This is a genomic window from Brevundimonas sp. A19_0, assembly GCF_017744255.1.
Taxonomy (GTDB): domain Bacteria; phylum Pseudomonadota; class Alphaproteobacteria; order Caulobacterales; family Caulobacteraceae; genus Brevundimonas.
This window is the reverse complement of sequence record NZ_JAGHQP010000002.1, coordinates 67832-85906: the sequence shown is the minus strand read 5'-3', so window position 1 is coordinate 85906 and position 18075 is coordinate 67832. Positions and strand designations below refer to the sequence as shown.

General features: G+C 66.6%; 24 protein-coding genes, 2 tRNA genes and 1 other RNA gene. 14 read left to right on the top strand and 13 right to left on the bottom strand.

Annotated features, from left to right (window positions below):
* Positions 1-20: 20 nt before the first annotated feature.
* The 6 genes from ssrA to J7346_RS02650 all read left to right on the top strand — a co-directional run bounded on the left by ssrA (position 21) and on the right by J7346_RS02650 (position 4455).
* Positions 21-384, top strand: a transfer-messenger RNA (tmRNA) gene (ssrA, locus tag J7346_RS02675).
* Between the two features lie 80 nt (positions 385-464).
* Positions 465-956 carry a ClpXP protease specificity-enhancing factor SspB gene (locus tag J7346_RS02670; RefSeq protein ID WP_209117513.1) on the top strand — a complete coding sequence of 164 codons (492 nt, stop codon included), beginning with the start codon at positions 465-467 and terminating at the stop codon, positions 954-956.
* 36 nt (positions 957-992) lie between these two features.
* Complete coding sequence (locus tag J7346_RS02665; RefSeq protein WP_209117511.1) at positions 993-2105, top strand: hypothetical protein; 1113 nt, start codon at positions 993-995, stop codon at positions 2103-2105.
* Entirely contained in the window at positions 2095-3144 is a 1050-nt protein-coding gene (locus tag J7346_RS02660; protein ID WP_209117509.1) for an endonuclease/exonuclease/phosphatase family protein, read from the top strand. Before J7346_RS02665 ends, J7346_RS02660 begins: the two co-directional genes overlap by 11 nt.
* A 72-nt stretch (positions 3145-3216) precedes the next feature.
* Complete coding sequence (locus J7346_RS02655; protein ID WP_209117507.1) at positions 3217-3975, top strand: C13 family peptidase; 759 nt, start codon at positions 3217-3219, stop codon at positions 3973-3975.
* 33 nt (positions 3976-4008) lie between these two features.
* Complete coding sequence (locus J7346_RS02650; protein ID WP_209117505.1) at positions 4009-4455, top strand: GFA family protein; 447 nt, start codon at positions 4009-4011, stop codon at positions 4453-4455.
* On the opposite strand, the gene J7346_RS02645 is transcribed toward J7346_RS02650, so the two are convergent.
* Positions 4428-4820 carry a RusA family crossover junction endodeoxyribonuclease gene (locus J7346_RS02645; protein ID WP_245157618.1) on the bottom strand — a complete coding sequence of 131 codons (393 nt, stop codon included), beginning with the start codon at positions 4818-4820 and terminating at the stop codon, positions 4428-4430. The genes J7346_RS02650 and J7346_RS02645 overlap by 28 nt on opposite strands.
* Positions 4808-5425: a peptidylprolyl isomerase gene (locus tag J7346_RS02640; protein WP_209117501.1), complete on the bottom strand. Its 618-nt coding sequence runs from the start codon at positions 5423-5425 to the stop codon at positions 4808-4810. Before J7346_RS02640 ends, J7346_RS02645 begins: the two co-directional genes overlap by 13 nt.
* A 106-nt stretch (positions 5426-5531) precedes the next feature.
* Here J7346_RS02640 and fumC point away from each other — a divergent pair, with 106 nt between their 5' ends.
* On the top strand, positions 5532-6929 hold the full coding sequence (fumC, locus tag J7346_RS02635; protein ID WP_209117499.1) for a class II fumarate hydratase: 1398 nt from the start codon (positions 5532-5534) through the stop codon (positions 6927-6929).
* A gap of 5 nt (positions 6930-6934) precedes the next feature.
* Positions 6935-7690, top strand: a complete 756-nt coding sequence (locus J7346_RS02630) for an AAA family ATPase (RefSeq protein ID WP_209117497.1) — start codon at positions 6935-6937, stop codon at positions 7688-7690.
* Here J7346_RS02630 and J7346_RS02625 read toward each other — a convergent pair.
* The 3 genes from J7346_RS02625 to J7346_RS02615 form a co-directional block, all read right to left on the bottom strand.
* Positions 7687-7926: a DUF2188 domain-containing protein gene (locus J7346_RS02625; RefSeq protein WP_209117495.1), complete on the bottom strand. Its 240-nt coding sequence runs from the start codon at positions 7924-7926 to the stop codon at positions 7687-7689. The two genes, J7346_RS02630 and J7346_RS02625, sit on opposite strands and share 4 nt — an antisense overlap.
* Before the next feature lie 91 nt (positions 7927-8017).
* The gene (locus J7346_RS02620) at positions 8018-8245 is read right to left on the bottom strand and encodes a DUF2171 domain-containing protein (RefSeq protein ID WP_209117493.1); all 228 of its coding nucleotides are present in this window, start codon (positions 8243-8245) and stop codon (positions 8018-8020) included.
* 82 nt (positions 8246-8327) lie between these two features.
* Positions 8328-8729, bottom strand: coding sequence for a YccF domain-containing protein (locus J7346_RS02615; RefSeq protein ID WP_209117491.1), 402 nt, complete (start codon positions 8727-8729; stop codon positions 8328-8330).
* 71 nt (positions 8730-8800) lie between these two features.
* Here J7346_RS02615 and J7346_RS02610 point away from each other — a divergent pair, with 71 nt between their 5' ends.
* Positions 8801-8986: a DUF4169 family protein gene (locus J7346_RS02610; protein WP_209117489.1), complete on the top strand. Its 186-nt coding sequence runs from the start codon at positions 8801-8803 to the stop codon at positions 8984-8986.
* Positions 8979-9119 (top strand): hypothetical protein, encoded by a 141-nt coding sequence (locus J7346_RS02605; RefSeq protein WP_209117487.1) that lies wholly within the window; start codon positions 8979-8981, stop codon positions 9117-9119. The genes J7346_RS02610 and J7346_RS02605 overlap by 8 nt, the downstream gene beginning before the upstream one ends.
* A 12-nt stretch (positions 9120-9131) precedes the next feature.
* On the opposite strand, the gene J7346_RS02600 is transcribed toward J7346_RS02605, so the two are convergent.
* Complete coding sequence (locus J7346_RS02600) at positions 9132-10043, bottom strand: EamA family transporter (RefSeq protein WP_348521439.1); 912 nt, start codon at positions 10041-10043, stop codon at positions 9132-9134.
* Between the two features lie 191 nt (positions 10044-10234).
* Here J7346_RS02600 and J7346_RS02595 point away from each other — a divergent pair, with 191 nt between their 5' ends.
* From J7346_RS02595 to J7346_RS02585, 3 genes are read left to right on the top strand one after another with little or no spacing between them, the layout of a single operon-like run.
* On the top strand, positions 10235-12100 hold the full coding sequence (locus J7346_RS02595; RefSeq protein WP_209117485.1) for a sodium:proton antiporter: 1866 nt from the start codon (positions 10235-10237) through the stop codon (positions 12098-12100).
* Entirely contained in the window at positions 12097-12636 is a 540-nt protein-coding gene (locus tag J7346_RS02590; RefSeq protein WP_209117483.1) for an OmpA family protein, read from the top strand. The genes J7346_RS02595 and J7346_RS02590 overlap by 4 nt, the downstream gene beginning before the upstream one ends.
* 46 nt (positions 12637-12682) lie before the next feature.
* Positions 12683-12928, top strand: coding sequence for a ribbon-helix-helix domain-containing protein (locus J7346_RS02585; protein WP_209117481.1), 246 nt, complete (start codon positions 12683-12685; stop codon positions 12926-12928).
* Between the two features lie 18 nt (positions 12929-12946).
* Here J7346_RS02585 and J7346_RS02580 read toward each other — a convergent pair whose 3' ends face one another.
* Entirely contained in the window at positions 12947-13159 is a 213-nt protein-coding gene (locus tag J7346_RS02580; protein WP_209117479.1) for a hypothetical protein, read from the bottom strand.
* 66 nt (positions 13160-13225) lie between these two features.
* Positions 13226-13579, bottom strand: a complete 354-nt coding sequence (locus J7346_RS02575) for a DUF4282 domain-containing protein (protein WP_209117477.1) — start codon at positions 13577-13579, stop codon at positions 13226-13228.
* Between the two features lie 120 nt (positions 13580-13699).
* Between J7346_RS02575 and J7346_RS02570 the strand changes: the two genes are divergently transcribed.
* Complete coding sequence (locus J7346_RS02570) at positions 13700-16012, top strand: UvrD-helicase domain-containing protein (protein ID WP_209117475.1); 2313 nt, start codon at positions 13700-13702, stop codon at positions 16010-16012.
* A gap of 30 nt (positions 16013-16042) precedes the next feature.
* On the opposite strand, the gene J7346_RS02565 is transcribed toward J7346_RS02570, so the two are convergent.
* The 5 genes from J7346_RS02565 to J7346_RS02545 all read right to left on the bottom strand — a co-directional run bounded on the left by J7346_RS02565 (position 16043) and on the right by J7346_RS02545 (position 18019).
* A tRNA-Pro gene (locus J7346_RS02565) sits at positions 16043-16119 on the bottom strand.
* Positions 16120-16170: 51 nt separating this feature from the next.
* On the bottom strand, positions 16171-16671 hold the full coding sequence (locus J7346_RS02560) for a DUF192 domain-containing protein (RefSeq protein ID WP_209117473.1): 501 nt from the start codon (positions 16669-16671) through the stop codon (positions 16171-16173).
* A gap of 1 nt (position 16672) precedes the next feature.
* On the bottom strand, positions 16673-17167 hold the full coding sequence (locus tag J7346_RS02555; protein WP_209117471.1) for a DUF192 domain-containing protein: 495 nt from the start codon (positions 17165-17167) through the stop codon (positions 16673-16675).
* A 17-nt stretch (positions 17168-17184) separates the two neighbouring features.
* Positions 17185-17763, bottom strand: a complete 579-nt coding sequence (locus J7346_RS02550; RefSeq protein WP_209117469.1) for a cold-shock protein — start codon at positions 17761-17763, stop codon at positions 17185-17187.
* Positions 17764-17944: 181 nt separating this feature from the next.
* Positions 17945-18019: transfer RNA gene (locus tag J7346_RS02545), tRNA-Glu, on the bottom strand.
* Between the last annotated feature and the right edge of the window lie 56 nt (positions 18020-18075).

Here is an 18075-nt window from a genome sequence, read left to right as displayed (position 1 = left end):
CGCGTTTCTTCATCCCGACGATTATTGGATTCGTGACCAATGGCCCCTATATTGGGGGTGTCCGGGTTCGCCCGGACTATGGCGATAAAGGCGCTTGTAATAAGCGGACCGGACCCGGGTGCGATTCCCGGCGGCTCCACCATTTTCCCCCGCGTTATCGGCGGAAGGTATGGGGCCGACTAGCATCGACGGACGTGTAAAGAAGATTGCTTTCGCTCGTACTGGCCCATCGTTATCGGGCCATTTTCTAACTGCGAACGATAACTTCGCTGGGGAATACGCTGTCGCCGCGTAATGCGGTTCCGGTAATTCCAATCTAAACTCCTGGAGGTTCAGATCTTCAGGCGGGGCCTGTCGGGAGCCTGGCAACAGAATCCCGGCGCTTTTCCCGCATTCCGGCTCATGTCGCCCTTTCGTCCCCCGGCGCACGGGGCTATCAGGGTGCGTTCCTGACTGAGGCTGGCATGACAAGCGCGACCCCACCCGTCGACGAGATGCATTATGAGCGCCTGGCGCAGGATGCCCTGCGCGGGGTGATCCGGGCGGCGCTGGCGCGCGCCGCCGAGCCCGATGGCCTGCCCGGGGCGCACCATTTCTACATCACCTTCCAGACCCGGGCGAAGGGCGTGCAGCTGCCGCCCGACGTGGTCGCCAAATATCCGGAAGAGATGACCGTCGTCCTGCAGCACCAGTACGAGGATCTGGTGGTCGAGGACGACCAGTTCAGCGTGATGCTGCGCTTCGGCGGCGTGCCCAAGGCGATGACCGTGCCCTATCGCGCCATCAACCGCTTCTTCGATCCCTCCGTGCAGTTCCTGCTGCAGTTCGAGACCGTGGCCGCCCCCGATCCCGACGAGGATGGGGACGAGGAAGAGGCCGTGGAGGCGCCCGTCGCCGAGGTCCCGGCCGATGACGGCCCCAAGGTCGTCTCGCTGGACCAGTTCCGGAAAAAATAGCTAAGGTTCCGCCGGCCAGCCGGACGGAGCCCGCCCTTGCCTTCACTCGCCGCCGATGCCCTGCTGATCGGGGTCGTGTACGCCATCGCGCTTGTGCTGCTGCGGGCGTCGTATCAGCGCAGCGGACGGGTCTGGGTGCTGCGCCACTGCATCGTCGTCCCGAACGCGCGCCGCCCTTCCCAACGGGCCTGGGTCGAGGGCTGGATCGGCGAGGCCGTCATCCTGACCCTGGCCGCCGCAGCCAGTCTGGTGATCGCATACTTCACGCCGGATATTTCTCTGGTCGGCCTGCTGGTCCGCTGGTGGTGGCAGGCTCTGCTGACCACCCTGATCGTCGTGGCCGTGGTGCAGGTCTACTCCACCACGGTCATCCGCGCCGCCGTGCTGGAGGGGCGGAAGGCGGTCTATTGCAAGCGCCTGCGGGCGGCCTATGCGACCTATAATTTCTACAGCGTCTGCCTCTTCGGGGTCGGCGCCATGGTTCTGCTGATGCTGGCGGCCCAGTACCTGAGCGACGGTGCGGCCTTCCGGGCCGAGGCGCGGGTGATCTCCGATGTGTTCGATCTGGCGCGCATGGCCGCCCTTTCGGGCACGGAGCCGGGAGCCTCGCTGCAGGGCCGCTACGTCGAGGCGATGACGCTGGCCGAGACCGGTTTCGGCCGGATCGCCCTGGCCGCCAAGCTGCTGCAGAGCCAGTTCAACCCGCTGTTCGTGTTCGCCGGCCTGCTGATCGCGATCAATATGCTGATCAACTTCACGCCGCTGAAGCACATGTTCATGGGCGAGGCCGTGGTGATGACGGCGATCTTCACCTACGGCCCACTCGCCATCATAGGCCTGTTCGCCCTGGCGGTTTACATGGGGTCGTACGAGACCCTGCTGGAGGGCGCGCTGGCCAACCTGCGGGCGTTTACGCCCCCACCGGGTCTCGGCGACTGGGAGATCGCCCAGCGCCATTCCGAAATGGTGGCCGAGCTTGCCAACTCGATGAACCTGTTCGGATTTGTGCGGATGATCGCGGGGGAAGGCGGCGGCTTTGCCATCCTCGCCTGGGGTCTTCAGTTCGCGCTCGAAAAGATTTCAGACAAACGGGAGGCCGCCGTGCCCGTCCGCCTGCCGAACGCCCGGTTCCGTCCCAATGCGGGTTAGGGCCGCCCTCGCCACCGCCGTGGTCTTCTGCGCGGGCCTGATCGCGGTGCATGCCTGTTCGGCGCCGCTGAAAGAGGCTACGCGCACCTTCCCTGCCCATCCGGAGTGGCCGCAGTCCATGGACACCATCAGCGTCATCACCTGGAACCTGGGCTATAGCGGACTGGGACGGGGCTCGGACTTCTTTGCCGACGGGGGACGGTCCTGGCTGCCGCCGGGGCCGGGCACGACGCGCGAGTCGGCCGATGCGATCGCCGCCTGGCTGGGCGACAGCGATGCCGATGTGATCCTGACGCAGGAGAACGCCCGGGCCAGCGTGGTCAATTTCTGGACCGATCTGAAGGGCCGCACGGACCGGGCGCTGGCCGACTATCAGGCCCAGTTCCATGACGACTTCCGCACCCGCTATCTGCCGCCGCCGCTCCGGATCAGCAACGGCATGGCCACCTATGTGCGCCACGGCCGGGTCCGCTCCGAGATCTGGCCCATGCCCAGCGACGGCGACCCCTATGACGGGCTGATCCGGCGTCGCTATGGGGCGCTGGCGACCTATGTCGAGGGGCCCGGCGGGTGCTGGGTGATGGTCAATCTGCACACCTCGGCCTTCGACGAGGGCGGTGCCCTGCGCAAGCGTCAGGTGGCCGCCGTGCTGGAGCGCGCAAACGAGGCGCACGGCCAGGGCTGGCGCGTCGTGATCGGGGGCGACTTCAACCTGCGCCTGGTGGAGACCGCCTTCCCGCACACGACCGAAGAGCAGTATCTGGACTGGATCCACGACTTTCCGGACGAGATCCTGCCCGAGGGCTGGCGGATCGCCGCCGACTCCTCGGTGCCCAGCGTGAGGACCAATGAGCGCCCCTTCGAGGCGGGCCAGAACTATACGACGGTGATCGACGGCTTCCTCGTGTCGCCAGGCGTCGAGGTGGTGTCGGTGGCCGGGACACCCATGGGCTTTCGCCATTCCGACCACCAGCCGGTGCGGGCCGTGTTTCGGAGCGCGGATATGCCGGGCGCGGCGGTCTGTAGCGAGGCGCCCTGACCTCCATCAGGTTCAGCAGGCTTGACCCCCTGACGAATTGGCGGCTCCAATCGCGTCAGGAGGAGGCCTGCCATGATCCGTCGCATCATCCCCGCCCTGTTCGGCGCCCTGGTGCTGTTGGGCACAGTCGCTTCGCCGGCCGCGGCCATGCCCGGCGTCGGGTTCGAGGGCTGGGCCTCGGCCATCGTCGCCGCCGACTGGCGCACCAGCCGCGGGACGCCGATCCAGGCCTTTGACAATGCCCGGCGCGATCTGGTGGCCGGCTTCACCGGGGTCGGCTTTGACCGGGCGGACATGGTCGACTTCAGCCTGCGCCCCGACGTGGCGGATCCGGTTGGCGGCGACCAGGCACTGGCAGCGATCACCGAGGTCACGGACCGCGCGACCCGGGGGTGCTTCCTCTATTTCACCTCGCACGGCTCGCCGCGCGGAATCGTGTTCGGCCCGGACCGGATGATCAGCCCCATGCTGATGGACCGGCTGGTCGATGGCTGGTGCGGCGAGCGGCCCACGGTGGTGGTGGTCTCGGCCTGTTTCTCCGGCGTGTTCGCCGATCAGCTGGCGGCCCCGAACCGCATGATCATGACGGCGGCGCGGCGGGATCGCTCCTCGTTCGGCTGTTCCGAGGACGCGACCTATCCCTATTTCGACGGCTGTGTGCTGGAGAGCCTGCCGACCGCGCCGGACTTCCTCGCCCTGGCCGATCAGGCTGCCCTGTGCGTCGAACGGCACGAGCAGGAGGAAGGCCTCAGCCCCGCGTCCGGGCCGCAGACCGTCGTCGGGGTCGAGCTGGCCCCCCTGCTGCGCACCACCTACGCCTTTCGCCGCTGACCGCATCTTCCCGCTTGCCATGACCGGCCGGCCATGGAACATATGAAGAACATCGAGGCAGGGAGGGACGAAATGCTCGAGGGCGGATGCCACTGTGGCGCAGTGCGGTACAAGACAGACGGCAAGGTCGAGCACCACGCGCTTTGCCATTGCATGGACTGCAGGAAGTCATCAGGCGCGCCGGCGGTCAGTTGGTGCCTGGTGCCGACCGACAGCCTGACCATCACGGGCGAGACCCGGACCTACGCCTCGTCGGAGCATGGACGACGGTCCTTCTGCGTCACCTGTGGAACAGGCCTGTTCTATACGAATGAAGTCATCTTCCCCGGGATGACCGATATCCAGGGGGCCACGCTGGATGACCCCGACGCCCTGCCGATCCAGGCCCAGATCCAGACGGCCGAGCGCATCGGCTGGATGGCGACCCTGGACCAGATTCCGGCGTTCGAGCGCTATCCGCCGATCGGGCCGGACGCCTGATCGGGCCTGGGAAAGACCCGGATCACAATGCGTTCGCGCTCGCCCTCGTGGCGCTGGACCAGCAGGCGCGCGACCTGGGCGTCGTCGTGGAACAGATAGCCCTTGATGGCGTCCAGCAGGGCCTTGGCCAGATTGTCGAGGTCCATGTGCGGGGGCTCGCCGACATGCTCCATGTCGATCTCGACGACGTGGTCACCCCATGAGGGCCGGGCGCCACGCCATTCCTTGCGCATGAACTCATAGACGAGCGGCTTGTAGTATTTGGCCTGGGTGGTCAGGCCGTCGATGGTGATCTCGACCCCCTGCCCGGCCTCGCGCGCCCGGACCTTTCCCGTGCCGATCCAGTCCGGACTCACGGGAAGCAGGGCGCCGGCAGGTCGCCGACCAGACTGGCGGACAGGATGCGCACCGGCGGCGTCAGCTGTTCCTCGGCATTTGCAGGGCTGCGGTGGATCGCGTGAACCAGATCCATGCCGGCGGTCACATGGCCGAAGGCGGCAAAGCCCTGGCCGTCCGGATTGCGCGCGCCGCCATAGTCGAGGCTGGGCGCGTCCTCGACCACGATGAAGAAGCTGGAGGTCGCCGTGTCGGGCCCGTCGCGCGCCATGGAGATGGTCCCTGCCAGATGGCTGAGGCCCGTGTCGCGGGTGCGCTCAAGGCTGATCGGCGGGTTGAGGTCGTCGTCCGACCCGCGCGGGGTGGCCGCCTGGATGACGCTGATCGGATTGGGGTTGGCGTTGGTCTCGGCGACGACGGTGCGGAAAAAGCTGCCCCCCTCGTAGTGCCCGTCGGTGACATAGGACAGGAAGTTGCAGACCGTCAGCGGGGCCTTGTCCGTCGCCAGCTCAAGCGAGATGACGCCGCGCTCGGTGACCAGATCGACGCGCACCGGCTCACCGACCGGCCGGGGTTCGGTCGCACAGGCCGCGAGGGCCATGGCGGCGACCGGAATCAGGGACAGAATTCGCATCAGGTCCTCCGCATGTGAGGGCCGCTTGCCCCCCTGACGCTTCGTGCTACACCCGCGCCCATCCAGGCGCCAAGCCCGATCCCTCTCCGCTGCCGGAAAGCTGTCCATGTCCGATACCCAGAAGCCCCGCGTCGAAACCGATACCTTTGGCCCGATCGATGTGCCCGCCAGCCGTTACTGGGGCGCGCAGGCGCAGCGCAGCCTCGGCAATTTCAAGATCGGCTGGGAGACGCAGCCCCTGCCGGTCGTGCGCGCGCTGGGCATCGTCAAGAAGGCCGCCGCCGAGACCAATATGGCGCTGGGCAAGCTGGACCCGAAACTGGGCCAGGCCATCATCAAGGCTGCCGATGAGGTGATCGAGGGCAAGCTGAACGACCATTTCCCGCTGGTCGTCTGGCAGACCGGCTCGGGCACCCAGTCGAACATGAACGCCAATGAGGTGATCAGTAACCGCGCCATCGAAATGCTGGGCGGCGAGATGGGCTCCAAGGCCCCCGTTCACCCGAACGACCATGTGAACATGAGCCAGTCGTCGAACGACACCTATCCGACGGCCATGCACATCGCCTGTGCCGAGGAGGTGGTGCACCGCCTGCTGCCGGCCCTGCAGACCCTTCACAATGCCCTGAACGACAAGGCCCAGGCGTGGAAGGACATCATCAAGATCGGCCGCACCCATACCCAGGACGCCACCCCCATCACCCTGGGTCAGGAGTTCAGCGGCTATACCCAGCAGATCGCCAAGGGCATCGAGCGGATCAAGGGCACCCTGCCTGACCTGATGCAGCTGGCGCAGGGCGGCACGGCCGTCGGCACCGGCTTGTCGGCGCCGGTCGGATTCGCCGAGGGCGTGGCCGACAAGATCGCCCAGATCACCGGCCTGCCCTTCACCTCGGCGCCGAACAAGTTCGAGGCATTGGCCGCGCACGACGCCATGGTCATGACCCACGGCGCGATCAACACGGTCGCCATGTCGTGCTTCAAGATCGCCAACGACATCCGCTTCCTCGGCTCGGGCCCGCGCTCGGGCCTGGGCGAGCTGGCCCTGCCGGAGAACGAGCCAGGCTCGTCGATCATGCCGGGCAAGGTCAATCCGACCCAGTGCGAGGCCCTGACCCAGGTGTGCGCCCACATCCACGGCAACAATGCCGCCATCGGCTTTGCCGGGTCGCAGGGGCATTTCGAGCTGAACGTCTACAACCCGATGATGGCCTACAACTTCCTGCAGTCGGTGCGGCTGCTGGCGGATGCGGCGGTCAGCTTCACCGATAACTGCGTGGTCGGCATTGAGCCCCGCCTCGACAACATCGAGCGCGGGCTGAAGAACTCGCTGATGCTGGTGACGCCGCTCAAGGAAAAGTACGGCTACGACCTGGCCGCCAAGGTGGCCAAGACCGCGCACAAGAACGGCACGACGCTGCGCGAGGAAGCCATTGCGCTTGGCATCCCCGGCGAGGACTTCGACGCCATCGTGCGGCCCGAGACGATGATCGCCCCGGGGTAACAGGCATGGCGCGGCTGGATCGCCCCTACTGGATCGAGGCCCGACTTGAACGGCGGGAGGGCTGGGACGAGTCGCGATACCCTTTCGACATCCCGGTCGTTCGCACCCTTGACACCCTGGCCTTCCATCCCGCTGTGACGTTCCTCGTTGGCGAGAACGGGTCCGGCAAGTCGACTTTGATCGAGGCGCTGGCCACGGCGTGGGGTTTCAATCCCGAGGGTGGATCACGGGACCACGTCCACAGCACACGGGCCTCGCATTCCGAGCTCCACGCCTACATTCGCCCTGTGCGGGCGCCGCAACGGGCACGGGACGGCTACTTCCTGAGGGCCGAGAGCCTGTTCACCCTCGCCACCTACATCGAGAGCACGGGCAGCGGACGTCCGGGTCAGGCCGGCCTGCACGAACAGTCCCACGGCGAGGCCTTTTTCGACCTGTTCGAGAACCGCCTGCAGGGCCACGGACTGTACATTCTCGATGAGCCCGAGGCGGCCCTCTCCCCGTCACGGCAACTGTCGTTCCTGACGCGTCTCCACGAGCTGGTGAACACCCGGTCGCAATTCATCATCGCGACCCATTCGCCCATCCTGCTCGCCTATCCAGACGCCTGGATCTACGAGACCTCGTCGCACGGGCTGAACCGGATCGCCTACGAAGACACCGAGCATTTTCAGGTCACGCACAACTTCCTGAACCGGCGCGAAATGATGCTCGACATCCTGCTGGAACGCCGGGACCAGAACGGAGACGACGACGGTTAGTCGACCACCGTCGTTTCGGGGCGGTCGCCGCCGTCCGAAACTTCGCGGTGCCACTGGCCGGAGGAGTCCTCCCAGCTGATGGTGCGGGTCTGGCCGCCGACCTGCTGTTCGGCGGCGGCGGTGCGGGCCGCCTTCAGCGCCGCGTCATGGTCAGGGAAGGTCTCGGAATATGTCTCGCCGACCTGATAGGCCCAGCCGCCATCGTGCTGGACGATCTTGTAGATGACTTCGGTCATGGGGTGTTCCCGGGTTGATTTGACTTGAGATAGGCAGAAGGCCCCGCCTGTGAAAGCGGGGCCTTCCGTATTTCAGATGGGAGGCCGCGACCTATTGCTTGTCGGTCCAGCGGTCCTTGGCCTGGTCCTCGGTGAGGTTCAGGTGGACATGCTCATCGACGCGCGAGACCCACTCGGTGGGGATCATCCGGTGCTTGAACCCGGTATCGAAATCCAGCTTGGCCAGTTCGATCTGATCGCCCTTCACATGGTCGACGCGGCCGATGCGACCGCCGTCCGAGGCGATGACGTCCATATGTTCCTTGATGGCTTCCAGCATGGTGTTTCTCCCTGTCTGTTGGATGTGATCCATAAACGGGGAGGCGCCGGGGGCCGTTGCATACGGCAGCGCTGAGGGCGCCTCAGGGCTTGTCGCGGATGGTCCGTCCGACGGGGGCCAGGGCCAGCTTGGCCAGCTCGAGATCCTTGAGCGCGAAGGGGATACCGATGATGGTGATCGCCTCGGCGAAGGCCGCGATCAGGTGGCTGAGCGCGATGTACCAGCCGGCAAAGATGAACCACACGACGTTCAGCACCACACCCACCGGCCCCGCGCCGATGTCGGCTGCGTCCGGCTCGCGCCACACGACCTCGCGACCGAACGGCCAGAGGGTGTAGGCGCCAATCCGCCAGGCCGCGAAGGTCCACGGCAGGCCGACGATGGTGACGGCCAGGATGGCGCCCCCGATGAACCAGCCGATCGCCGAGATCAGTCCGCCGAAGATCAGCCAGAGAACGTTGAGAACAAGTCGAATGAGGTCCATGCGGTAACCATAGAAGACGACCGGGCGCCCACCGAGTGAATTTCCTGACATCCTGATGTAGGCTTTGCGGCATGGCCGAGATCATCAATCTGAACCGGGTGCGCAAGGCACGTGCGAGGGACGAGGCCCGCGCCGACGCCGAGGCGAACCGCGCCCGCCATGGTCGCACCCGGGCGGAGCGCGAGGCGGCCGGGAAGGCCCGCGATACGGCGGCCCGCCATCTGGATGGCCATAGACGCGAGCTGGACGATGACTGATCCGCGCAAGGACAAGCGGGTCCGCCACGGTCTGGTCCCCCTGCTGGTCGCCCTGCGACTGGAGGCGAAACGACGCGCGCAGAAGGAGGGCAAGTCGCCGCCGGACGACGAGCCCGACGACGATCAGCGCTGAGGCTTTGTCGCTCTAGCTGACCTTGGGCGCGCGAATGAGCAGCACCTGTCCGGCCAGCACCAGCGCCAGACCGGCGAAGGCCGGCAGGCCGAACCGGGCCCCCTCGAACATCACCGACACCAGCATGGCGGTGGGCGGCGTCAGGGCCGAGATGTAGCTGGCGAGGCCATAGCCGCGGCTGCGCGCGATGGTGAAATAGAGGACGAAGGCCACCACCGACCCCATCAGCGACAGATGGAGCAAGGACCCGATGTAGGCGAAGGACGGCTCGATCCGCCACTCGACCCCCTGCGTCAGGCCGAACAGGGCCAGCATGGCGGTGCCATAGGCCATCGCCCAGGCGGTGGCGGGCATGACAGCGGCCCCCGCCACCTGTCCCCGCCAGGCGAAGTAGTTGCCGACCGCCGAGCTGAGCACGGCGATGCAGGCCATGCCCACGCCCAGTCCGGCGGCACTGGTCATGGGGCTGCCGAGGATTTCGCTGCCGGACAGGACGGCCACGCCCAGAAGTCCGAGCGCCGACCCGGCCCAGGCCAGGCGCGACGCCTTTTGACCCGCCACCAGCCGGAACAGCACCAGATTGACGAACGCAAGTCCCGCGAAGATGACCGCCACGACGGCCGAAGGCACGCGTTCCTCCGAGGCATAGACGAAGCCATAGGACAGGGCGAAGACGAAGGCCCCCTGCCCCAGCGCCGCCAGATGCTGGACCCGGTTCAACCGGACCCGGCGGCGGGTCGCGAGGCAGAAGGCGAACAGGACCAGCGCCGCCAGTCCGAACCGCCAGACCACCGAGACGGTCGGCGCAACCGGTCCCAGTTGCAGGGTGATGGCGTACCAGGTCGTGCCCCAGATCAGCGCGCAGACGGCGATCCCGGCGACCAGCCAGCGACCCCCGAGCATCGGAGATGAAGGAGACGACACGGCATTTTCCCTGCGGCAAATGGAGGCGGAGCCATGCGCCGATTTCCCCGCCATGGCGAGGCCCGCGCGCCTTCGCGGCGGTCAAATCGCGTTCCAGTGCGTGACACGGCGCCGTGACGGCGCTGTTTTGCGGCAACGCTTGGGGCGCTCGTTCATTGTGCTCCTGAACGATTGCAGACATCCGGGGCGGAATGGAACATCAGGGAGTGGTACTGGCGGCCATCGGCGTGCTGGGCATTGGCGCGCAGTGGGTCGCGTGGCGCACCGGCTGGCCGGCCATCGCCCTGATGCTGCTGGCCGGGATCATCGGCGGACCGCTGACCGGCTTTATTCAGCCCGAGCGGGATTTCGGCCACCTGCTGGAGCCGATCATCTCGCTGGCGGTCGCCATCATCCTGTTCGAGGGCGGGCTGAACCTGAACTTCCGCGAACTGCGCCACTCAGAGGGCGCGGTGCCGCGGCTGGTGTTCCTGGGCGTGCCCATCGCCTGGGTGCTGGGTACCCTGGCCTGCTACTACGTCGCCGGACTGATCTGGCCGGTCGCCATCCTGTTCGCCGGCATTCTGGTGGTGACGGGCCCGACCGTTATCCTGCCCCTGCTGCGACAGACCAATCTGGCGCAGAGGCCCCGGGCGATCCTGAAGTGGGAGGCCATCGTCAATGACCCGCTGGGCGCCCTTTGCGCCGTGCTGACCTATGAGGTTCTGCACCGGGCCGGAGAGGGTGACACGATTGCGGGAGTCGTCATCTCCCTGCTGCTGGCGTCGGTGGTCGCCTGCCTGATCGGCTGGGGCGCGGCCCGGATCATCGCCTGGGCCTTCCCGCGCGGCTATGTGCCCGAGTTCCTGAAGTCACCGATCCTGTTGATCGCCGTGATCGGCGTGTTCGTGGGCGCCAATATGATCCAGGAAGAGTCGGGCCTGCTGACCGTGACGGTGATGGGCGTGGCGCTCGCCAATATGAAACTGGCCAGCTTCCGCGACTTCATGCACTTCAAGGAGAACATCACCGTCCTCCTGGTCTCGGGCGTGTTCGTGATGCTGTCGGCCTCGCTGAACCTTGAGGTGCTGCGCCAGTTCGAATGGCGCTTCCTCGCCTTCCTGATCGTGCTGCTGTTCGTGGTCCGGCCGGCGACGGTGCTGCTCAGCCTGGCCTTCAGCCGGGTGCCCTTCCGCGAGCAGCTGTTCATCGGCTGGATCGCGCCGCGCGGGATCGTGGCCGTCGCCATCAGCGGCCTGTTCGCCCTGAAGCTGGGCGAGCTGGGCTATGCTGACGGCAGCACGCTGGTGACCCTGTCTTTCGCCGTGGTGATCGTCACCATTCTGGCCCACAGCTTTACCGCCAAACTGGCCGCGCGCTGGCTGGGCGTGACCGGCAAGGGCGACAAGGGCGTGCTGATCGTCGGCACGACGCCCTGGAGCCTGTCGCTGGCGCAGCTGCTGCAATCGCTGAAAATCCCGGTGCTGATCGCCGACACCAGCTGGCAGCGCCTGGCCGCCGCGCGTCAGATGGGCATGCCGGTCTTCCACGGGGAGATCCTGTCGGAGGTGACCGAGGACCACGTCGACATGAGCCAGTTCCAGGCCCTGGTCGCGACCACGGACAACGAGGCCTACAACGCCCTGGTCTGCAACGAACTGGCGCCCGAGGTGGGCCGCCACGCCGTCTTCCAGCTGGGCGACACCTCCGAGGACAATCCGCGCGCCCTGCCCCCTGCCCTGCGCGGCCGCACCCTGTTCGCCTCCGGCCTCGGCGTCGAGGAGATCGAGCGGCGCGAGCGGTCCGGCTGGGACTTCCGCAAGACGCGGCTGAGCGAGAAATACGGTCTGGAGGACGCCCGCAAGGAGCTGCCGGACGAGGCCGAAATTTTGGTGCTCGTGCGGGACGGCGGTAAGCTGCACTTCTTCAGTCATGCATCGCGGCCCAAGCCGCAGCCCGGCGATACGGTGGTGTCCTATGCGCCGCCGCGTGAAACCGCCAAGGCCCGGGCGAAGAAAACCCCGCCCCCGAAAGGAGACGAAGGCATGATCCCGATCCCTTCGCCGTCAGGCGCATGAACCGGACCGTACCCCTGCTCATCGGCCTGGGACTGGTGACGGTCGCCTGCCAGGAGCCGGCCGAGCGCCCCGCCGACACGGCCCCCGAGACCCCGCCGGCCACAGAGCCCGCGACGGTCGAGCCCCGCGGGTCGATCATGCGGCCCGACGTGCTGGCCGAGGCCGATCCGCCGGCCGCTCCCCTGCCGCCGCCCGTCGAGGGGCAGGTTCTGTTCGGTCTGGGCGAGACCGGCCTGAGCGACGAGGCGCGTGCCATGCTGGACGCCCTGGTCGAGGGCAAGGACCTGACGGAGCCGATGTGGCGCCTGACCCTGACCGGCCGCACGGACGCCAGCGGCGACCCGCAGGTCAACCAGCGGCTGGCACAGGAGCGGGCCGAGTCGGTCCGCGACTATCTGGTCGAAAAGGGTATTCCGGCGGACCGTATCGCGATCGTGGCCGCGGGGGCGCCCGAGCCCGGTGAGGACCGCTCCGGCACTCCGATGCAGGATCGCCGCGTGGACATCCGTGCCGAGGCCCGGGCCGCCGAAGATTAGACGTCCCGGACATGCCTGTTTGAGCCGGATGCGCTAGGCTGGGTGTATGCTGAAAAAGAAGTCCGTGCTGCTGGCCGGCCACGCCACCTCCATCGCGCTCGAGCCTGAATTCTGGGCCGTGCTGGAGGGGCGCGCCACGCGCGACGGGCTAAGCCTTGCCGCCCTGCTCAAGCAGATCGACGCCGGCCGCGGTCGGCGGCCCCTGGCCTCGGCCTGTCGGCTGGCGGCCCTTCAGTGGGTAGCCGAAACCGCGCATGAAGAAGGGCAGGCCGCCCGAGGCGACCTGCCCTGATCCACACCGTGCCTTGAATCACTCGGCGGAAGGGGTGGGTACGTCGGGCGCCGAGACCTCGGGCAGGTTCACGTCGACGTCCACATCCTTCTCCTGGGTGCCGATGCCACCCGAGAAGACGAAATAGGCCACGATGGCCAGCACCACGACGATGCCGCCGACGATGAAGGCCAGCCCGGCGTTTCCGCCGCCGCCGCCGTTGCCACCCGTGTTGTTCGATTGATCCGACATACGCGTCCTCCTGTTTTGATCTGTCCAGCCAAACGAGACCAAACGGCACAGGTTCCCGGGGGGCTGTCAGCGCGGCGGCAGGCGATCCCGGATTTCCCCCATGCGGTTGTACATGAGGAACATGAGCAGCCACATCTCGCAAATGAAACGCCAGAAGACGAGGTAGATGATCCCGCCGATCGGGGCGAGGATGAACATGGCGAAGCCGCCCCCGCCCCCCTGGCCGCCCATCATGGCGCCCATGATGCCGCCACCGAACATGGCCAGTACCGTCGTGATCAGGATCACGGCCAGCCCCACGTAGTAGATGATCTTGATCAACGCGCTGCCGATCAGGTGGTCGAATCCCCAGAACCTCTTGATCAGTTCCTGAAATCCGCCCTCTTGCTGCGGCGGTACCGGTGTCCCCACTGTGCTCATGGCGAGCCCCCTCTGCTTTGGTTGAAGGCGCAACCTTGGGTCACCGACTCAGGTTCTGTCAAAACCGCCTCCGATCCCCGGGTGGCTTTGGCGTCGGGCAGTTCCTATTATGTTTCGCCCATGACCGAATCCGCCTCCCTGCCCTCGCCCCGCATCTCGGACCTCGCGCGAGCCCCCGCGCCGGTGCCGGACTATCTTGAGGGCCTGAACCCGGAACAGCGCGAGGCGGTGGAGACGACCGAAGGCCCCGTTCTGGTGCTGGCGGGTGCCGGCACGGGCAAGACACGGGTGCTGACCACGCGGCTGGCGCACATTCTGGCGACCGGCAAGGCGCGCCCGTGGGAGCTGCTGGCCGTCACCTTCACCAACAAGGCCGCGCGCGAGATGCGCGAGCGGATCACCCATCTGATCGGGCCGTCGGCCGAGGGCTTGCGCTGGCTGGGCACCTTCCACTCCATCGCTGCCCAGATCCTGAGGCGCCATGCCGAGCTGGTGGGCCTGCGCTCCAGCTTCACCATCCTCGACACCGATGATCAGGAGCGGCTGCTGAAGCAGCTGATGGAGGCCGAGGGCATCGACACCAAGCGGTGGACACCCCGTACGCTCGCCAGCCTGGTCGATCACTGGAAGAACCGGGGCTGGACGCCGGCCAAACTGCCCGCGACCGAGGACTTCGCCGACGGCAAGGCCAAGGCCCTCTATGCCGCCTATCAGAACCGCCTGCAGACGCTGAACGCCTGCGACTTTGGCGACCTGCTGCTGCACAACCTGACGATCCTGTCAGAACATGCGGATATCGCAGAGGAATACCAACGCCGATTCCGCTACATCCTGGTCGACGAGTATCAGGACACCAATGTCGCCCAGTACCTGTGGCTGAGGCTGCTGACGTCCTCGACCGGCAATGTCTGTTGCGTGGGCGACGACGACCAATCGATCTATGGCTGGCGCGGCGCCGAGGTGGACAACATCCTGCGCTTCGAGCGCGATTTTCCCGGCGCAAAACTGGTCCGGCTGGAGCGCAACTACCGGTCGACCGGCAATATCCTGGGCGCGGCCTCGGGCCTGATCGCCGGCAACCGGGGGCGACTGGGCAAGACCCTCTGGACCGAGGACGACGGCGGCGAAAAGGTCCGGGTGCGCGGCGTCTGGGACGGCGAGGCCGAGGCCCGGCTGATCGCTGACGAGATCGAGACGGCCAAAGCCAGCGGCATGAAATACAAGGACATGGCTGTCCTTGTTCGTGCTTCGCATCAGATGCGGGCGTTCGAGGAACGCTTCGTCATGCTGGCGATCCCCTACACCGTCATCGGCGGACCCCGCTTTTTCGAGCGCGCCGAAATCCGCGATGCCCACGCCTATCTGCGGCTGATCCAGTCCGAGGATGACGACCTGGCCTTCGAGCGGATCGTCAATGTGCCCAAGCGCGGCATCGGTGACACTTCGGTCCAGAAGATCCTGCATCTGGCGCGTACCGCCGGCATCTCGGCCATGGCGGCCGTCCACCGGCTGATCGAATCGGACGAACTTCAGGCCCGCACCCGGACCGCGCTGGCCGGGTTCGCCCGCGACCTGCACCGCTGGCGCACCCTGGCCGCCGACACGCCCCACCCCCAGCTGGCCGAAATCGTGCTGGAGGAGAGCGGTTATACCGATATGCAGAAGGCCGACCGCCTGACCGGCCAGACGCGGCTGGATAACCTCAAGGAGCTGGTCCAGGCCATGCAGGCCTTCGATACCCTGCAGGCCTATCTGGAGCATGTGTCACTGGTCATGGACATGGAGCGGGCCTCGGGCGACGACTCCGTCCAGATCATGACCCTGCACGGCGCCAAGGGGCTGGAGTTCCCGCTGGTGTTCCTGCCCGGCTGGGAAGAAGGGGTCTTTCCCAGCCAGCGCAGCATCGACGAGAAGGGCGAAAAGGGCCTCGAGGAGGAACGCCGGCTGGCCTATGTCGGCCTGACCCGCGCGCGCCGCGACGCCCGGATCAGCTTTGCCGCCAACCGGCAGGTCTACGGCCGCTGGACCGCCCAGATGCCCAGCCGCTTCGTCGACGAACTGCCGATCGACAACGTCCAGCCGGAAAGCGAGACCGGCTATTACGGGGCCGCCCCCAGCGCCCGGCAGGTCCAGGATCGCTGGTCAGAAGGCAAGACCTTTGGCGGCGGCTATGACAGTCCCGGCTGGAAACGCGCCCAGCAGCGCAGCACCACCGGCTCGGCCCACCGCAGCCCGCCCATCGAAGGCGTCAGCCGCCGCGTCGAGCACCCCACCACCGCGGCCCCCACGGGCCAGTGGAGCCGGGGCGAACGCGTGTTTCACCAGAAGTTCGGCTATGGCCGTATCCAGGGCGTCGAGGGCAACAAGCTGCGCGTCGCCTTCGACAAGGCCGGCGAGAAGAAGGTGATCGACAGCTTCGTCGAAAAGGCCTGACCGCAGAGAGGGACGGCCACGGCCGCGTGATGGTCGGGGCGAGAGGATTCGAACCTCCGACCCTCTGCTCCCAAAGCAGATGCGCTACCAGGCTGCGCTACACCCCGACATCAAGGGACGGCCCTCATGCCACGCCCCTGCCCCGCCCGCAACGCGGATCAGTGATCGCAGGGCGCGTCGGTATCGAAGAAGGGATGGCGGACCCGGTCGCCGGGCTGCGCGCCGATCTCGCCCATACGGCCGGCGCGAACCTCGAGCACGCCGTTGGCAGCCCCGCGCGAGGGATAGGTGGACTCGGTGTAGGGAGTCGTGTGGGCGGCAATCGAGATGATGCAGCCCTGCGGGTCCAGATAGACGATGTCGAGCGAGCTGGGCGTGTTCAGCATCCAGAAGCCGCGCTCGGCCGCCTCCGGGTACTGGAACAGCATGCCCCGGTCGTCGGCCAGCGGGGGCCGGTACATCATGCCCCGCTGGCGCTCGGGTTCCTCGTCGGCGATCTCGACATCGAAGTCGAAACTGCCCTGGGCCGTCACGACCGTCAGGGGCTCGATCGGCAGGGACTGTCCACCGGGGGTGCGGGCGTCCTGTGCGCCACAGGCCCCCGTGACCAGCAGCGTCGCCACCAGCGCGACGACGGCATAACCGCGAGCCAGGCTCATCCTATGAACCGCACGGTTTCTGGGTGTCGAAGAAGGGGTGACGGATGCGGTCGCCCGGTCCGGCGCCGATCTCGGCCATGCGGCCGGCCCGTACCTCAAGCACGCCCTTGGCAGCCCCGTTGGAGGGATAGGTCGTCTCGGCATAGGGGGTGGTGTGCGAGGCAATCGAGACGATACAGCCCTGCGGATCCAGATAGACGATGTCGAGCGAGCTGGGTGTGTTCTGCATCCAGAAGGCCCGCTCGGCCACGTCCGGGAACTGGAACAGCATGCCGCGATCATCGGCCAGCGGCGGACGGTACATCAAGCCGCGGGCGCGCTCTTCCTGATCGTCGGCGATCTCGACGTCGAAGTCGAAGCTGCCCTTGTCGGTGACGATGGTCAGGGCTTCGACCGGCAAGGTCTGGCCGTCACCGGTCGTGGATTCCTGGGCGCAGGCGCCGGTGAACAGAAGGGCCGCGCAGAGCGCCGCAGCAGGAAGGTAACGCTTGAACACCTGTTCCACCTCTTTCGTCAGGTGGAGCGGGCCCCACCCATTCTGATTTCAGCGACCACGAGGCCCTTGGGGCCCTCGGCGAATCGAACCTGAACCGGATCGCCCGGCAGCAGGTCCTCTATGCCGCAGCGGCGCAGGGTCTCGACGTGCACGAAGATATCGCCCTCGGCGTCGTCGCGCACCACAAAACCATATCCCTTGGTGCGATTGAACCATTTGACGACCGCCGGCTCGAGCGGGAGCCCCGAGGCCGCGACGGATGAGGCCCCCTCACCCCGGCCGAGGGCGCGCAACCCGTCATAGCCCGTGCGACGGGCGGGCGTCGTATCGGCGGCGTCTTCCTGGAGGTCCAGAACCTCGAGCACCTGCCAGCCCTTGGGCCGGCGCACGCATTCACAGCGGATTTCGGCGCCCTCGGGCGCCGTGTCGCGACCGGTGTCGCGCAGATTGCTGATGTGCAGCAGCACATCCTTGAGGTCCGTCATGTCCGGATCGTCCGGAACGATGAACCCGTATCCCTTGCCGGGATCGAACCACTTGACCTTGCCGACGATCTCGATCGTCCCCGGCGTATCAAGCCCCTCTGTATCAGACACAGTCAAACACCCCCGCCCGCGACAGCAGACAGAGGATGCTTAACACGGTTCGGCGAAGCGTGTGGAGTGCGAAAACGCCGGTTTTACACCTTAGGTTGCAAATGCGAAGCAGTGTCAGAACGACGACTGACCGCAAAGCGCGGGACGGACGCAATAAATTGTCGGGGGGAATACTCCCGCGTGGCAGTCCCTAGGGGAATCGAACCCCTCTTTCTAGGTTGAAAACCTAGCGTCCTAACCGATAGACGAAGGGACCGCTGCGCGGGAGGACGGCGATATAGCGGGCGATTCCGACGCTTGCAACCCTCTTTG

Bases quoted from the DNA above. Each gene is read 5' to 3' on its own strand.
- J7346_RS02590 (WP_209117483.1), top strand. From the start codon at position 12,097: ATGAACCGGACCGTACCCCTGCTCATCGGCCTGGGACTGGTGACGGTC.
- fumC (WP_209117499.1), top strand. From the start codon at position 5,532: ATGTCCGATACCCAGAAGCCCCGCGTCGAAACCGATACCTTTGGCCCG.
- J7346_RS02630 (WP_209117497.1), top strand. From the start codon at position 6,935: ATGGCGCGGCTGGATCGCCCCTACTGGATCGAGGCCCGACTTGAACGG.
- J7346_RS02670 (WP_209117513.1), top strand. From the start codon at position 465: ATGACAAGCGCGACCCCACCCGTCGACGAGATGCATTATGAGCGCCTG.
- J7346_RS02570 (WP_209117475.1), top strand. From the start codon at position 13,700: ATGACCGAATCCGCCTCCCTGCCCTCGCCCCGCATCTCGGACCTCGCG.
- J7346_RS02575 (WP_209117477.1), bottom strand. From the start codon at position 13,579: ATGAGCACAGTGGGGACACCGGTACCGCCGCAGCAAGAGGGCGGATTT.
- J7346_RS02620 (WP_209117493.1), bottom strand. From the start codon at position 8,245: ATGCTGGAAGCCATCAAGGAACATATGGACGTCATCGCCTCGGACGGC.
- J7346_RS02625 (WP_209117495.1), bottom strand. From the start codon at position 7,926: ATGACCGAAGTCATCTACAAGATCGTCCAGCACGATGGCGGCTGGGCC.
- J7346_RS02640 (WP_209117501.1), bottom strand. From the start codon at position 5,425: ATGCGAATTCTGTCCCTGATTCCGGTCGCCGCCATGGCCCTCGCGGCC.
- J7346_RS02655 (WP_209117507.1), top strand. From the start codon at position 3,217: ATGATCCGTCGCATCATCCCCGCCCTGTTCGGCGCCCTGGTGCTGTTG.
- J7346_RS02595 (WP_209117485.1), top strand. From the start codon at position 10,235: ATGGAACATCAGGGAGTGGTACTGGCGGCCATCGGCGTGCTGGGCATT.
- J7346_RS02660 (WP_209117509.1), top strand. From the start codon at position 2,095: ATGCGGGTTAGGGCCGCCCTCGCCACCGCCGTGGTCTTCTGCGCGGGC.
- J7346_RS02615 (WP_209117491.1), bottom strand. From the start codon at position 8,729: ATGGACCTCATTCGACTTGTTCTCAACGTTCTCTGGCTGATCTTCGGC.
- J7346_RS02610 (WP_209117489.1), top strand. From the start codon at position 8,801: ATGGCCGAGATCATCAATCTGAACCGGGTGCGCAAGGCACGTGCGAGG.
- J7346_RS02580 (WP_209117479.1), bottom strand. From the start codon at position 13,159: ATGTCGGATCAATCGAACAACACGGGTGGCAACGGCGGCGGCGGCGGA.
- J7346_RS02650 (WP_209117505.1), top strand. From the start codon at position 4,009: ATGGAACATATGAAGAACATCGAGGCAGGGAGGGACGAAATGCTCGAG.
- J7346_RS02585 (WP_209117481.1), top strand. From the start codon at position 12,683: ATGCTGAAAAAGAAGTCCGTGCTGCTGGCCGGCCACGCCACCTCCATC.
- J7346_RS02560 (WP_209117473.1), bottom strand. From the start codon at position 16,671: ATGAGCCTGGCTCGCGGTTATGCCGTCGTCGCGCTGGTGGCGACGCTG.
- J7346_RS02605 (WP_209117487.1), top strand. From the start codon at position 8,979: ATGACTGATCCGCGCAAGGACAAGCGGGTCCGCCACGGTCTGGTCCCC.